The 14,658-nt window shown below is 63.1% G+C and carries 7 protein-coding genes and 3 pseudogenes; 8 read left to right on the top strand and 2 right to left on the bottom strand.

From position 1 onward, the window contains the following. Positions 1-188 precede the first annotated feature (188 nt). The 8 genes and pseudogenes from HAP54_RS23245 to HAP54_RS23280 all read left to right on the top strand — a co-directional run bounded on the left by HAP54_RS23245 (position 189) and on the right by HAP54_RS23280 (position 10,358). A complete protein-coding gene (locus HAP54_RS23245) occupies positions 189-710 on the top strand; it encodes a thermonuclease family protein (protein ID WP_166304013.1) in 522 nt (173 codons plus the stop codon). Next, the gene (locus tag HAP54_RS23250; protein ID WP_224741814.1) at positions 697-1,026 is read left to right on the top strand and encodes a hypothetical protein; all 330 of its coding nucleotides are present in this window, start codon (positions 697-699) and stop codon (positions 1,024-1,026) included. The genes HAP54_RS23245 and HAP54_RS23250 overlap by 14 nt, the downstream gene beginning before the upstream one ends. A gap of 481 nt (positions 1,027-1,507) precedes the next feature. Continuing rightward, positions 1,508-2,464, top strand: a complete 957-nt coding sequence (locus tag HAP54_RS23255; protein ID WP_166304016.1) for an ArdC family protein — start codon at positions 1,508-1,510, stop codon at positions 2,462-2,464. 107 nt (positions 2,465-2,571) lie between these two features. Further along, complete coding sequence (locus tag HAP54_RS23260; protein WP_166304018.1) at positions 2,572-4,689, top strand: ParB/RepB/Spo0J family partition protein; 2,118 nt, start codon at positions 2,572-2,574, stop codon at positions 4,687-4,689. A gap of 185 nt (positions 4,690-4,874) precedes the next feature. Next, positions 4,875-8,088: pseudogene (locus tag HAP54_RS23265) on the top strand (strawberry notch-like NTP hydrolase domain-containing protein); the annotation flags it as partial. 124 nt (positions 8,089-8,212) lie between these two features. Continuing rightward, positions 8,213-9,713 (top strand): annotated as a pseudogene (istA, locus tag HAP54_RS23270) (IS21 family transposase). A gap of 50 nt (positions 9,714-9,763) precedes the next feature. Continuing rightward, positions 9,764-9,925 (top strand): annotated as a pseudogene (locus HAP54_RS52570) (ATPase); the annotation flags it as partial. Between the two features lie 31 nt (positions 9,926-9,956). Further along, the gene (locus tag HAP54_RS23280; protein WP_283843199.1) at positions 9,957-10,358 is read left to right on the top strand and encodes an ATP-binding protein; all 402 of its coding nucleotides are present in this window, start codon (positions 9,957-9,959) and stop codon (positions 10,356-10,358) included. On the opposite strand, the gene HAP54_RS23285 is transcribed toward HAP54_RS23280, so the two are convergent. Next, complete coding sequence (locus HAP54_RS23285; RefSeq protein ID WP_166298292.1) at positions 10,353-12,455, bottom strand: recombinase family protein; 2,103 nt, start codon at positions 12,453-12,455, stop codon at positions 10,353-10,355. The genes HAP54_RS23280 and HAP54_RS23285 overlap by 6 nt on opposite strands. A 642-nt stretch (positions 12,456-13,097) precedes the next feature. After that, the gene (locus HAP54_RS23290) at positions 13,098-14,504 is read right to left on the bottom strand and encodes an integrase catalytic domain-containing protein (RefSeq protein WP_166296846.1); all 1,407 of its coding nucleotides are present in this window, start codon (positions 14,502-14,504) and stop codon (positions 13,098-13,100) included. Between the last annotated feature and the right edge of the window lie 154 nt (positions 14,505-14,658).

The following is a 14,658-nucleotide window of genomic DNA, read 5'->3' on the forward strand; positions in this document are numbered from 1 at the left end:
GTCTGGAAGCGTTATAAATTCAATCGCAGATGAACGCGATTCTGCTCTGGGCTCGCTTCGAGGGACGCTGACTGCGGGCACACAGTTTCACTGTCCCGAACGGCCCGAGCGCCCGCCGGCACTGAAGCCAATTGAGAGTTGGCCAAAATCCAATCTGCAAGACTTGCGGTAACTACGAGGTCATTGGCATGCGTCGAACCTCTGTCGCGTTGGTTTTCGCCATTCTGTCGAGCGTGGCCTTGGCCGACGATTTTGTCGGACAGGTCAGCGTCATCGACGGCGATACGTTGGAAATGCATGGACTGCGCATTCGGCTTTGGGGCATCGACGCGCCGGAGAGCAGCCAGCTGTGCCGCGGCGAAGACAGCTTACAATACCGTTGCGGTGCGCAGGCCGCGAACGACCTTGACGCCTTCATTGCCCGCCGTCCCGTCATTTGTGTTCCAGTCAGCCTCGACCCGTATGGCCGCACGGTCGCGACCTGCTCGGCCGGTGGCGCGGATCTTGGACAATGGCTTGTGCGCAACGGCCTTGCGTTGGATTGGCCCCAATACTCGAAAGGCAGGTATCGCGAAGCTCAGCGCGAGGCTGAGCGCACCGGCCAGGGATTCTGGAAGGGCAGCTACGTCGAGCCGTGGCTGTACCGTGCCTGCATCCGCGCAAGTGGAAAGCCGTCCGCCTGCTCGGACGATGCAAATGCCCATCCTTGATGCGATCCCGGCAAGCCGCCAATCCACAACGTGCGTTGGCCTGTCACCGCAGTTGGGCAGGTGGCTCTGGCGCGCGTTGGGCGACTCACGCTATCCATCGTTCTCAATCGCCTCACTGCACAATGGGAATGAAATGGTTGCAGCCACCCGTGAATTGCCGGCCTCTGGTTACGCGCTTGAAGTGGACGGCCGGCTCAAAGCCGAATTTGCAACCAGGGACGGCGCCAGGGCTGGTGGCGAAGAACTAAAGAAGCGTTTTCCCATGCTTCAGATTAGAATTTATGACCCGCAGACAAATGCGCGCGAGGAAATCTAGGTCCTCCGACCCAAGCCTTGGTTGGGTTCTTCCGCTTGCGCGCGTGCGGCTCCGCCGCATCGGGCTCTCGTGAACCGAGCCGCTTTGCGTCTCGGCCATCCTGCTTCGATCCCTCGCGCAAGTGCTGCGGAGCTCCTCGCCGGGGGCACTCGGGAAAGGGGCCCGCCGCCATGAAGTATGCCGGCGTCGCTATCACTGCCCCGTTCCCGGGTGCCCTCTTAACCGGTCTTGTCGCTGCACTCGGTCCCGCGTGCCGCCTTCGGCGTCGCTATGCTCACGCTCCTGCGGGTGCCATTTTCCGTTGAGGCGATGCGCCGCTGGCGTACGCCTGGTCGGCCCTTGAAGAATTGGACGGAAGGCGGGCCGCGTCGCAGATTTCGCATTCTCACTTAGAGGCTGAGAGTAAGAGTGTCGCGCGGTTTTGCCGTGACGGGTTACATGCTGCGAGAGAGGCTCGCGGCGCCCGTCGCGGAGATCCGCGATGTCCAGACATGATCCTCGGGCGCGCACCGGTGAGGACCGGACAAGCCTTTATGACGACATCACCAACAAGATCATCGCCGAGTTGGAGGCTGGCCGAGTGCCGTGGGTGCAGCCTTGGGGTACCGCGGCGGTGAAGTCGCCTTTGGCCATGCCGAAAAGCGCCGCGACCGGCCGCCGATACAGCGGCGTTAACATTCTAATTCTCTGGGGCGCCGCCACTGAGCGCGCGTTCACCGGTCAGAGTTGGCTTACATTCCGCCAAGCGCTGTCGCTCGGAGGTCACGTCCGCAAGGGCGAGCGCGGCACGACCGTCGTCTACGCCGACCGCTTTGTGCCGGTCGACGAAAGGCGCCACGCGAGCGAGAACGGCGAGGAAGTGCAGGCCATTCGATTCCTCAAGCGCTTCACGGTCTTCAACAGCGATCAATGCGACGGCTTGCCTCCAGAGATCGCAACAACGGCACCGCCTCCGCCGCCAGGCTTGATCGAGCCACGGGTCGAATACCTGATCAAGGCGACCGGCATCGACTTCCGCATCGGCGGCAACCGCGCCTTCTATGTGCCGACGGAAGATTATGTGCAGGTGCCGCCACCGCAAGCCTATTTCGAACCGATCAATTGGCATCGAACAGCCCTCCGCGAGCTGGCGCATGCCAGCGGCCATCCATCACGTCTCAACCGCGACTTGTCGGGCAGCTTTGGAACCAAGAAGTATGCCTTTGAGGAGTTGGTTGCGGAGATAGCCTCTGCGTTCGGTTGCGCCTCGCTCGGTATCGTGCCCACGGTGCGGCACGCCGACTATATCGGCTCGTGGCTTGAAGTCTTGCGGGAAGAAAATCGTGCAATTGTCCGGGCGGCTTCCCAGGCCAGCAAGGTCGCGGACTATCTCCTTGGATTCTTGCCAGAGCGCGCTGTCGACGTGATGGCGGAGAGAGCGGAGCAGGAGGCGGCGTGAGGCTCTACTCGGCCGCCGCGGGCGCGAGAGTGAGAGGGCAGGGGCGTTTCCGCGACGGGTTGGAGGTCGAGAGAGAGGCTCTCGGCCGCCCGTCGTGGAGAATCGACATGACGAAGCCTGTCCAAAAGATCACCTTGTCGCCCTCGCGTGATATTCCGTTCAACAAGCTGGTCCTCAGCCAATCCAACGTCCGGCTTGTGAAGGCGGGCATTTCCATCGAGCAACTCGCCGAAAGCATCGCGCAGCGCACGCTGCTGCAAAGTCTCAACGTGCGGGCGGTTGTGGACGCCGAAGGCAATGAGACCGGCATGTTCGAGGTGCCGGCCGGAGGCCGGCGCTATCGTGCGCTGGAACTTCTGGTGATGCAGAAGCGCATGGCAAAGACGCAACTCGTTTCTTGTGTCTTGCGCGAGGGTGGCATCGCTGAAGACGACTCGCTCGCAGAGAATGACGAGCGGGTAGGGCTTCATCCGCTCGATCAGTTCCGAGCCTTTCAGACCCTGAGTGGCGCCGGCATGTCCGAGGAGGATATCGCGGCCCGGCATTTCGTGACGCCGGCTGTCGTGAAGCAACGACTGCGGCTGGCGTCCGTGTCGCCAAAGCTGCACGACGTCTATGCCGAAGACGGCATGACCCTCGAGCAGCTTATGGCCTTCTCTGTTACTGCCGACCACGCCAGGCAGGAGCAGGTCTGGGAGAGCGTCAGCCGATCCGGCTATGATGAACCGTATCAGATCCGGCGAATGCTGACCGAAAATACCGTGCGCGCCACCGATCGCCGCGTTCAGTTTATTGGGCTGGATGCTTACGAGCAGGCTGGCGGCGGCGTTTTGCGGGTTCTGTTCGAGCACGATGATGGCGGCTGGCTTCAGGACGTAGCTTTGCTCGACCGCCTCGTGACGGAAAAGCTCAAGGCCGAGGCCGAGGCGATCGCGGCCGAAGGCTGGAAGTGGATTTCGCTCGCCGTCGAGTTCCCCTACGGCCATGCGGATGGCTTGCGCGAAATAGAGGGCAAACCTGTCGATCTCTCCCCAGAGGAGCAGGCCACCATCGACGCACTCAACGCCGAGCAAGCCAAGCTTGAATCCGATTATCAGGATGCCGACGAGTTGCCCGACGAGGTCGATCAGCGACTCGGCGAAATCGAGGCGGCACTGATTGCGTTCGAGGAGCGGCCGATGATTTACGATCCGGCCGAGATTGTCCGCGCCGGCGTCTTCGTTAGCATCGATTCCGAAGGCCGCCTTTCGGTAGATCGGGGTTACGTCCGTCCGCAAGACGACGTGTCGGCAGACGATCCTGATGTCGGGCAAGGCGGCGATACCCGGTCGATCGAGGGGAACGCGGCTGGTACTTCCGTCCAGCGCTCGATCATCGCGGTGGCCGGCGGCGGCGCCGACGCGGAAGAAGATGACGAAGACGGGACAAAACCTCTGCCTGATCGGCTGATCACCGAGCTGACAGCGCATCGCACACTGGCGTTGCGTGATGCGCTGGCAAAAAATCCTGCGATCGCGTTCCAGGCGGTGCTGCACAATTTCGTGCTGACGGCCTTTTACCGGTTCGCATCGTCCGGGAGCTGCCTTGAGATCGGGCTTCGCACGCCGACCTTTCCGGCTCAGGCTCCCGGCCTGAGGGAAAGCACCTCAGCGAAGGCCGTTGAGGCGCGGCATGAGTCCTGGAAGGCACGTTTGCCGAAGGGGGAGAGCGATCTCTGGGATGCTCTTTCAGCCCTCGATGGCGACGCACAGGCATCCCTGTTTGCTCACTGCGCGTCATTCGCGGTCAACGCAGTCTATGAGCCGGCCAACCGCTACAATCAGGGCCGCGTCCCCGCCCAAGGCGTCCGCACCCGACTCGACCAGGCAGATGTCTTGGCGCGCGCTGTCGACCTCGACATGGTTCGAGCGGGCTGGAAGCCCTCCGTCGACAACTATCTCGGCCGGGTCACCAAGCCTCGCATCCTGGAGGCGGTGCGGGAAGCAAGAGGAGAGTCTTCCGCGCAACTGATCGACCACCTGAAGAAGGCCGACATGGCTAAGGAGGCCGAGCGTCTTCTCGATGGCTCGGGCTGGTTGCCGGAGCCGCTGCGTCTCGTCGAGCCGAATGCGTCGTCGGCGGAGCAGGAGAGCGAAGCGGGCCCGCTGCCCGAATTCCTCGCCGCCGACGAGGATCGGGATAACGCGGGCGAAGATGATCCGCAACAGCTGGATGCGGCTGAATGACATCGTAGACGGAGACGGCTCGGGCCGTCCCGGCAATTGCTTGGGGACCGGTGTGCCGCGCCGGTCCCCATTCTTATGCATGAGGGCTGAGAGGGAGAGCTAGGCCGGGAAGGGTTTGAACCGTCGGGGTTTAGGCAGAGCGCCTGATGGTTCGACCCATTCCTGCTCTCCGAAAGAACCGTGTCATGACCGAATCTCTCGCCGGCGGCGCTGCCGCCGCGCCGCTCTCGATGCGCGCCGCTGCAACTCTCACCTCCGTCGCCGTCAGGGCCGCGCGACAGCTCGTGATTGATCTCGAGCGCGGCCGTCGCATCGATGCCGCTGTCCTGCGTAGCGCCATGGAAGCTGCCTTCGGCGCTTCCAGACGCCACTGGCGTCTGGAACTGGAAGACCGCCTATGACGTCTGCGAGGCGGCATCAGTTCTGTTCCTTCGCAAGTTTGGCCCGGCTATCCGGGCCAGGGCTGGCTCGCCGGCCGCGATGCTGCCGATGCTCGCGAGAATCGCGCGCTGTCTGCCCACCCACACGCGGCGATCCGAGGACAGCCAGGCCCTTCAACAATTCTCGACGCCGATCCCCCTTGGGTTCGCTGCATGCACCGCGGCCGGCATCACACGTTCTGACCGGGTTTTGGAGCCCTCCGCGGGGACCGGCCTGCTCGCCGTCTTTGCTGAGCTCGCCGGTGGCACCTTGGTATTGAACGAGTTGGCCGAGGCCCGCGCGGCATTGCTCGATCAACTGTTCGCCAACGTTGCGGTAACGCGCTTCGACGCCGCCCAGATCGATGATCACCTCGATGCGGGTATTGTGCCGAGCGTCGTCTTGATGAACCCGCCGTTCTCCGCATTGGCGAATGTCGATCGACGGATTGCGGACGTGGCTTTCCGGCACGTCGCCTCAGCCTTGGCGCGGCTTTGCGACGGCGGTCGTCTGGTCACCATTACCGGCGCGAGCCTTTCGCCCGACAATCCGGCATGGCGAGATGCCTTCGTTCGCCTCCAGGAGCGCGGGCGGGTCGTGTTTTCTGCCGCGGTCGACGGTGCCGTTTACGCGAAACACGGAACACAAACCGACACAAGGCTGCTTGTCATCGACAAGCAGCCCGCGGCAGACCCGAGGATCTTTCCGGCCTCGACCGGCATGGCGGCCGATGTCGCTACCTTGCTAGGCTGGGTGACCCAGCATGTGCCTCCGAGGCTGCCTGTTGCCGCACCGGTCGTGATCGACGTCACCAGGCGCCCTACGAGGTCACGATCGCTCGGCGCCTCTGCGCCACGTCCATCGTCTACTCCGGGCGGCGTCGCGCCGGAAGGCGTGGAGCTTACGCATGAGACCGTCGAGTGGTCGCCGCCGGAAGGTGCCCGGCTCTCCGACGCGCTGTATGAGGAATACGCACTGCAGGCGATCCGTATTCTGGACGTGCATGCGCATCCGACCAAACTCGTGCAGTCCGCCGCGATGGCCTCGGTCGCGCCGCCGAAGCCATCTTACCGGCCACATCTGCCGGCCAATGTCGTGGCGGATGGGATCCTGTCCGACGCCCAGCTTGAGAGCGTCATCTATGCCGGAGAGGCGCACTCCGAATGTCTTGCGGGCTCTTGGACGGTCGATGCGACCTTTGATGTTGTGACCGCTGCGCGCGACGACGCAGAAAACGCTGTCCGCTTCCGTCGCGGCTGGTTCCTGGGCGACGGCACCGGCGCGGGCAAGGGTCGGCAGGTCGCAGGCATCCTCCTCGACAACTGGCTCAAGGGCCGGCGCCGCGCGCTCTGGATCAGCAAATCCGACAAGCTGATCGAGGACGCGCAGCGCGACTGGTCAGCGCTCGGCATGGAGCGGCTGCTCGTGACGCCGCTGTCTCGTTTCCGGCAGGGCACACCGATCCGTCTGGAGCAAGGCGTCCTTTTCACCACCTACGCTACGCTGCGCACCGACGAGCGCGGTGAGAAGCTTTCGCGCGTGCGGCAGATCGTTGAATGGTTGGGCTCCGACTTCGACGGAGTGATCGTCTTCGACGAGAGCCACGCGATGCAGAACGCGGCAGGCCAGAGGGGCGAGCGCGGTGACCAGGCGGCCTCTCAGCAGGGCCGTGCGGGGCTCAGGCTCCAGCACGCCTTGCCGAATGCCCGCGTCGTCTATGTCTCCGCGACGGGCGCCACGACCGTACACAATCTGGCTTACGCCCAGCGGCTGGGATTGTGGGGTGGCGACGATTTCCCGTTTGCTACGCGGGCCGAGTTCGTCGAGGCGATCGAGGAGGGCGGCGTTGCGGCCATGGAGGTACTTGCGCGCGACCTCAAGGCGCTCGGCCTCTACGCGGCCCGCTCGCTCTCTTACGAGGGCGTCGCGTACGAGCTCATCGAGCACCAGCTTACGCCCGAGCAGGTTCGCATCTACGACGCCTATGCAGGTGCGTTCAGCATCATCCACAACAACCTCGACGCGGCGATGCGAGCCGCCAACATCACCGGCGAAACCGGAACGCTGAACGGCCAGGCGAAATCAGCGGCGCGATCTGCCTTCGAAGGCGCGAAGCAGCGCTTCTTTGGCCACCTCCTGACTTCGATGAAGACGCCATCCTTGATCCGCTCGATCGAACGCGATCTGGACGCTGGCCATGCCGCCGTCATCCAGATTGTCTCGACCGGTGAAGCGCTGATGGAGCGCCGGCTGGCCGAGATACCAACGGAGGACTGGGGCGACGTCCAGGTTGACATCACCCCACGCGAGTATGTCCTCGATTATCTCGCCCATTCCTTTCCGGTCCAGCTCTACGAGCCGTTCACCGACCAGGAGGGCAATCTCTGCTCCCAGCCTGTCTATCGTGACGGCCAACCGGTCGAGAGCCGGGACGCCGTCGCCCGCCGCGACCGCCTCATCGAGAAGCTCGCCTCGCTGCCGCCAGTCCCTGGTGCGCTGGACCAGGTCGTCCAGCGCTTCGGCACTGACATGGTCGCGGAGGTGACCGGCCGTTCGCGGCGCATCGTTCGCAAGGGCGACAGGCTGGTGGTCGAAAACCGAGCCAGTTCGGCCAACCTCGCCGAGACCTCGGCGTTCATGGATGACGTCAAGCGCATCCTCGTGTTCTCCGACGCGGGCGGCACGGGGAGGAGCTACCATGCCGAGCTGTCGGCGCGGAATCGCCGCCTGCGGGTCCACTATTTGCTCGAGCCCGGCTGGAAGGCGGATGCCGCTATCCAGGGGCTCGGCCGGACGAACCGAACCAATCAGGCGCAGCCGCCGCTGTTTCGTCCCATCGCGACCGACGTGAAGGCAGAAAAGCGCTTTCTCAGCACCATCGCGCGCCGGCTCGATACATTGGGAGCGATCACGCGCGGCCAGCGCCAGACCGGAGGGCAGGGCCTGTTCCGGCCGGAGGACGATCTCGAAAGCCAATATGTAAATTCGCTTGCAATAATGCCCCCCTAAGGGGCGGTTTTCGCGTCCAATAAAGACCCCCCTTTGACGTTGTGTGTCAGCGTCCTTCCCTTTGGCCTCAGTCGGCCGGGAAGGGCTGATGGGGATGATTGGCGTGGACAAGATCGGCGAGATACGGCGCGCCTATTTCGAGCAGGACCGCTCCATCAAGGAGATAGTGCGCACGCTTTTGGTATCGCGCGCGACGGTGCGCAAGGTCATTCGGGGCCACAAGACCGAGTTCAAATACGCGCGGGGCGTTCAGCCGACGCCTAAGCTTGGCGACTGGGTCGAGGCTCTGACGGAGATCCTTGGAACCGAAGCTAATCTGCCGAAGCGGGAACGCCGCTCGACGCAGCGGCTGTTTGAGGAATTACGTGGGCGCGGATATGACGGCGCGCACGACAGCGTGCATCGCTTCGTCAAGTCCTGGCGCGACGAACGCGCCCGGGTCCCGGCTCATGCCTATGTGCCGATGAGCTTTGCGCCTGGGGAAGCCTACCAGTTTGACTGGAGCCACGAGACGATCACGCTCCAGGGCTTGCCGCTGACGGTCAAGGCGGCGCACATGAAGCTGTCGCACAGCCGCATGCCGTTTGTGCGCGTCTACTTCCGCGAGACTCAGGAGTTGGTGTTCGACGCGCATGACAAGGCGTTCCGGTTCTATGGCGGGGTTTGCCGGCGCGGCATCTACGACAACATGAAGACGGCGGTCGAGGCGATCTTCGTTGGCAAGGCGCGCCGGTATAACCGCCGTTTTTTGCAAATGTGCTCGCACCATCTGATCGACCCGGTGGCCTGCACACCCGCCTCGGGATGGGAGAAAGGTCAGGTCGAGAACCAGGTTGGCAACTTGCGTGACCAGATGTTCCGGCCGAAGCCTCGGGTCAAGAGTCTCGCCCGAGCTGAATGCGTGGCTGGAAGATCAGTGCATCGCCTACGCCAAACGAACCAGGCATCCGGAGTTCAAGGATCGGCCGATCTGGGACGTGTTCCAGGAAGAACGCGCGAGCCTGATGGAGCTTCGCGGCCCCTTCGACGGGTTCGTCGAGAAGGCCGTTAGGGCCAGCACCACTTGCCTGATCATGGCCGATCACAATCGCTACAGCGTCGATGCGCGCGCCGCCGGCCGGATGGTTCTGGTGCGCTCCCATGCCGAACGGATTGTCGTCTTGCTGGGCGACGAGGTGGTCGCCGACCATCCGCGCCACTTCCGGCGTGACCAGATCATCTACGATCCCTGGCATTATCTGCCGGTACTAATGAAGAAGCCCGGTGCCTTGCGCAACGGCGCGCCGTTCAAGGATTGGGCTCTGCCACCCGCCCTGACCCAGGTCCACGCCAAACTGAAGCAACACGCCGACGGGGACAGACAGTTCGTCAAGGTGTTGGGCGCCGTGCTCGATCACGGGCTCGCCGCGGTCGAAAGCGCCTGCGCCGAAGCGCTGGAAGCGGGCCTCGCTAGTGGCGATGTAATTCTGACCGTGCTGGCACGCCGACGGCAGCCCACGCCGCCGCCCAGCATCATTACGCCCGACGCGCTGCGCCTGAAGATCGAACCCGCGGCCGATTGTGGCCGCTACGACAGCATAAGGAAGATCGCCTGATGGAACGCCATGAGATTCTGGAGGCCATGAGCGAACTCAAGCTTTACGGCATGCGCGCCAGCTTCGATGAGATTGCCGGTAAGGGTCTTGCGCGGCGCGATGAGATCTATCCGCTGATCGCCAGCCTGATCCGGGCCGAACGCACCCACCGGCAAGCCCGCTCGATCAGCTATCGTATCGGCGGAGCCAAGTTCCCGGTTCTCAAGGACATCGACAAGTTCGTCTTCGCGGACACGCCTGTCGATGAAGGACTGGTGCGTGAACTCGCCTCCGGCGGGCTTCCTCGACGCCAAGCGCAACGCAATCTTCATCGGCGGCACCGGCACTGGCAAAACCCATCTATGCATCGCCGTGGCCTCGGCGGTCATTCGCGCCCGCGTAGGACGCTTCTTCAATCTGGTCGACCTCGTCAATCAACTGGAGCAGGAGAAGGCCGCCGGTCGTAGTGGCCGGTTGTCCGAGAAGCTGTTGCGCTACGATCTCATCGTCATCGACGAGCTCGGCTATCTGCCGTTCAGCCAGCCTGGCGGCCAGTTGTTGTTCCACCTGATCAGCAAACTCTACGAAAACACCTCGCTGCTGATCACCACCAACCTCGCCTTCGCCGATTGGCCGCAAGTGTTCGGCGAGCCGATGACTTCATGATGCCTCCTTCTTCGAATGCTTGGTGCGTCGTACCCGATTGCGCAGCTGACTGATTTGTTCGTCTGAGAGCTCGATCTGCCATGGCTGACCTTTGGCTAACTGACGACCTGCCAGCAATCCGCGCGCAAGATAATCGAAAACTGTTTGCGGGGTTAATCCAAGCTCAGCCGCTGCCCCCTGAATCGAGAAGCTGCCGTCGGGCCAGCGCCTGGGATTCTTGTCCACGCCGTTGATCTTGACGGTGGGAATGCCCCAGCGGGTGCGCAACAGCCAGACATTCTCGCCTTTGAAGGCGCAGCCTCGGGCCGCGACGAAGCCTTCTTGATTGAGTATTGCCGCGATCTCGGCATCCATTTTTTGTTCAGCATTCAGCTCGACGATCCGTTGCCGCAACCGATCAATGTCGATGTAATTGCGGTAGGTGTGAACGCGCCGTTGCACGTGATGCTCGCTGGTTGCACCGGTCTGCCAGACGATCTTGAGCCACACCTGACCTCGGGTCCGCTTCTGATCAAGAACGACTTCGCGGATCACAAATCGCAGAATGCGCTTGCGATCGGCTGCCGACGTGGTGGCCGCGTTCCAAATCCGCGGCAGGTTCTCGCCGAGCGCTTGTAGCCCTGCGCATTCCGCCGGGCCAATCAGAAGCGGCTCTTGCCCGCGCCAACGCGCATGCTCCTGCTCGACCGCCTCTGCGACACGCAGCCTCTCTTCCCAAGCCCGCTCAAGTGAGCGCGCCACAAGACGGTTCTCGGGCTCTACGGCGTCATACTGGCGCCGAGCGCGCTCGGCCTCGTAGCGGGCGCGCTCCACGCGAAGCGCCCACTGGCGCTCGAGCTGACGGCTCTCCTGCTCCAGTTGGCCCGCGGCTGCGAGTGCGATCTCAATCTGATCCGGCACCAGGGCGTCGAGGACTACCCGTTGGACCAAGGCATCAACCGCTAAGGCCCGGACTTCCTGGCACAGTGCACTGCCTTCCTGATCCCGATCCGACCGGCAGCAATAGACCGGATAGTCGGCATTCGGGCCCGTGTAGCGCATGCTCATGCGCCGTCCACAACGACCGCAGACCGCAATTCCTTGTAACAGGGCTGCCCCCTTGCGTGGCACGCCAGCGTGTCCTGCCTCAAAGTGGGCGACGTTATCTGCCAGTCGCCGCTGGTTGGCCATGAACTCCTCCCAGCTGATATAACCCGGGTGAGCAGAGCGGAGGCAAACCGCCCAGTCGGCGATCGCCACCTTGACCGTTCCCGTCAGCGATCCCGGCCGGCATCGGCTCGGATCCTTTTGCCGTCGGCCATAAACGTACGCCCCAGCATAGGCCGGATTTTGAAGGACGCTAAGGACGCGTGCACTATCTGGCGCCCGCCAGACGATCTCATGTGGAGATGGTCCAAGCAGCGGTCGAACCGGCAAGGACAGTCCGTTCCTGTCCAAGTAACGCATCACACGGCGGGCGCTTTGCAATTCCTGGAATTTGGCAAAAACGAGATGAAGACGGGCCTGCACCTCCTCATCAGGATTGAGAATAATTGTGCCGGCGCGATCATAGGCGAGCCCGGCTGGCAGGGGCAGCCGCAGTTCGCCCCGCGCCGCCTTCTGGCGTTCCCCTTGGTGAAGGCGCATCCGAAGCTGATGCAACTCCGCCTCGCTCATGATGCCGGACAAGCCCAACAGCAGGCGGTCGTGGTAGGCGCGCGGATCGTAAAGCCGCTCGCCATCCGCAATGAGCACACCGAACACCGAGCACAGTTCGAGCAACTGATGCCAGTCCCGGTTGTTGCGGGCCAAGCGCGAAGCGTCGAGGCTCACCACAAGACCGGCGTTGCCAAGGCCGATCTCGGCAATGAGCTTCTGGAAGCCATGACGATCCACACCGCCAGCACCGGATTTGCCCAGATCCTCGTCAATGACCTGGACGCGCTCCGGCGGCCAGCCCAGACCGATGGCGCGATCGACGAGGCGGTACTGCAGCTCCGTGCTCTCCTGATGCTGGCGCACCTGGTTCACGGATGACTGCCGTACGTAGACATAGGCCAACTTGGCTCGGTGCGCAGTCGTGAGCCGCTCGTCAGCGACGTTCAAGCTGATCAGCACGACCCAGTCCCCTTCCGGGCGTGCCGGGAACCGCTTGCATCCGCCGGAGCAGCGTGGCGAGGATTTGAGCGATCTGGGTTTGCGTCGCGGTCGACAGATTCGGCCACAGGCGCGGAATGTCGTCCGTCGGACGGCCGGGTGGATTTGCCAACGTCGGCATGGGTCGATACGCAACGCGACCTGGAAGCGGTCGGTGGGTCATCGCGAATCACCTTCTCGTCAAGAAGGCTCAGACTCGCGCTCAAATGTTGCATCAATGGGATCAGCGTACGTGCGCTGATGCGCGGCAGATCGGCGGCGTTCGGACCAGAAGTTATTGTCTCGGCAAGATCGGTCGACGCGATGCGAACCGCCCGCGGCCGGCCGTCCGGCAGCGCGACAACGACATAGGCGGGACCGCGCCCCGACCGCTCCTTCAGCACCTCAACCCGGTGCCCAAAAAGAAAATGATGCGGGTCAGTGATCGTAACGTGAGACACGACCCGCTCGAGAATAGGGGTACTTCGACGTGTTCGGTGATCCCACCTACGCCGACGCCGTCCTCGACCGCCTGGTCCATAACGCCCACCGGTGTCATTCGGCCTGCAATATTGACCCCCTAAGCCGGGGGATCGGCGTCCAAAATTGACCCCCCGTATTGCCTCAGGAAGTAATGTTACCCGGGATGAAGGTCTCGGTCTCGAGCCGCGGCCAGCTCGGTGGAGAGGCTGTGGGCGGGGCGGAGTGCTCATCACACGCAGCGCCGTCCACAGCCTCGGGCCGTATTTCATCCACGGGCATGGATACGATGGCTGTCTCCGCCACCTTCCGCCGGAGGGACCGAAGCAGGCGCTGAACGATCGAATGCTGCTTGTCGCTGAACATCGAAGGATCGATCGTGGCGAGCCTGCCCACGATGGCCAGTGCAGTGAGCTGTGGCTCGACGGCGAGCCAGTTCTCGATGATCGCGAGATGGGGATCGAGCTTCGAGGGCATGCGAATACGCTTTTTATATCGCCGTTTCGGCCGGCGGTGCGTGGCCCGCACTTCGGCGGTGTTTGCCGCCGTGCCGAGCGATCGGGCAAACGAGAGCGGATCAGCCGGCGATACGGTGGGAACCTTCGCAAGACCGCGCTTGCCGATCCGTTCGCCGAGCTCTTCCTGCGCCGTGCGGATCGTGGCAAGCAATTGTATGGGATCGAGAGTCCGATACGTCTGGCGCAGACGGCGCTTGACCGCTGATGGGAGTTTCGGGTGCCCCAGTGCACGTTCGTATGGTGTGGCAGGCGGATGATAGCGTTTGATGATCTTGGCACCCTCGCGGCGCTTCTCTTTGAGCTTGAATGACGGCTGGAAGAAGTTCACCAGCAGGCGCGCCGCCGCGTAGAGACGTGCCATCACGCGGGCCGTCTCGACCCCGTCGAAGCGCCCGTATCCGACGAGCCGCCGGACCACCGCACCGTTCTTCTGCTCCACGAAAGCCTGATCGTTCTTTTTGTAGGCACGTGACCGCGTTACCTCGATCTTCTGTGCTCGGCACCATGGAACGACGACGTCGTTCATGAACGCGCTGTCGTTATCGAAGTCGGCGCCACAGATCACCCACGGGAACAGGCCCTGTGCTCGCGTCATCGCTTCCACGACGAGGCTGCCATCGCGTGTCACCAGGGGCAGGCATTCCGTCCATCCTGTTGCGATGTCCACCATGGTCAAAGTCTGGATAAACGAGCCGGCGACGCTGGTCCCACCGTGCGCGACCATGTCGATCTCGCAAAAGCCTGGCGGCGGGTTTGCCCAGTCATTGAAAGTGCGGATCGGCACCTCGCGTCGAATCGCCGAGTAGAATCCGACTCGCCGCCGGCGCCCCCCAGCAGCCGCAATTTTAACGTCGATCAACATCCGATCGATCGTCGCCGCGCTCAGAGTTGTCAGCAGCGCACGCTCTGCGCTCGTTGGCTTCAGCCGGCCATGCCGCTCGAGTGCGGGCAACAGCACTGGGATCATCGATACGAGGCGCTTACCGCAGACGCGATCGGAGGCTTCCCACAGCGCGATCAGCGCGTCGCGCACGCTGGCGTATTTGCGTCGCCGACTTGTCGCTGGTTCGGTTGGGCTCGTTGCCCCTTCGTCCAGTGGTGGTCTGGGCCTGTCCCTTCCGGCAACCGACAGTGCTCGCACCGCGTGCTTGCGGTGCCAACCCGTCGTTGCTGTCAACTCGTCAAGG

Origin of the sequence: Bradyrhizobium sp. 2S1, from assembly GCF_011516625.5 — a bacterium.
In the GTDB taxonomy this organism is placed as follows: Bacteria; Pseudomonadota; Alphaproteobacteria; order Rhizobiales; family Xanthobacteraceae; genus Bradyrhizobium; species Bradyrhizobium septentrionale.

Bases quoted from the DNA above. Each gene is read 5' to 3' on its own strand.
- HAP54_RS23260 (WP_166304018.1), top strand. From the start codon at position 2,572: ATGACGAAGCCTGTCCAAAAGATCACCTTGTCGCCCTCGCGTGATATT.
- HAP54_RS23280 (WP_283843199.1), top strand. From the start codon at position 9,957: ATGAAGGACTGGTGCGTGAACTCGCCTCCGGCGGGCTTCCTCGACGCC.
- HAP54_RS23245 (WP_166304013.1), top strand. From the start codon at position 189: ATGCGTCGAACCTCTGTCGCGTTGGTTTTCGCCATTCTGTCGAGCGTG.
- HAP54_RS23255 (WP_166304016.1), top strand. From the start codon at position 1,508: ATGTCCAGACATGATCCTCGGGCGCGCACCGGTGAGGACCGGACAAGC.
- HAP54_RS23250 (WP_224741814.1), top strand. From the start codon at position 697: ATGCCCATCCTTGATGCGATCCCGGCAAGCCGCCAATCCACAACGTGC.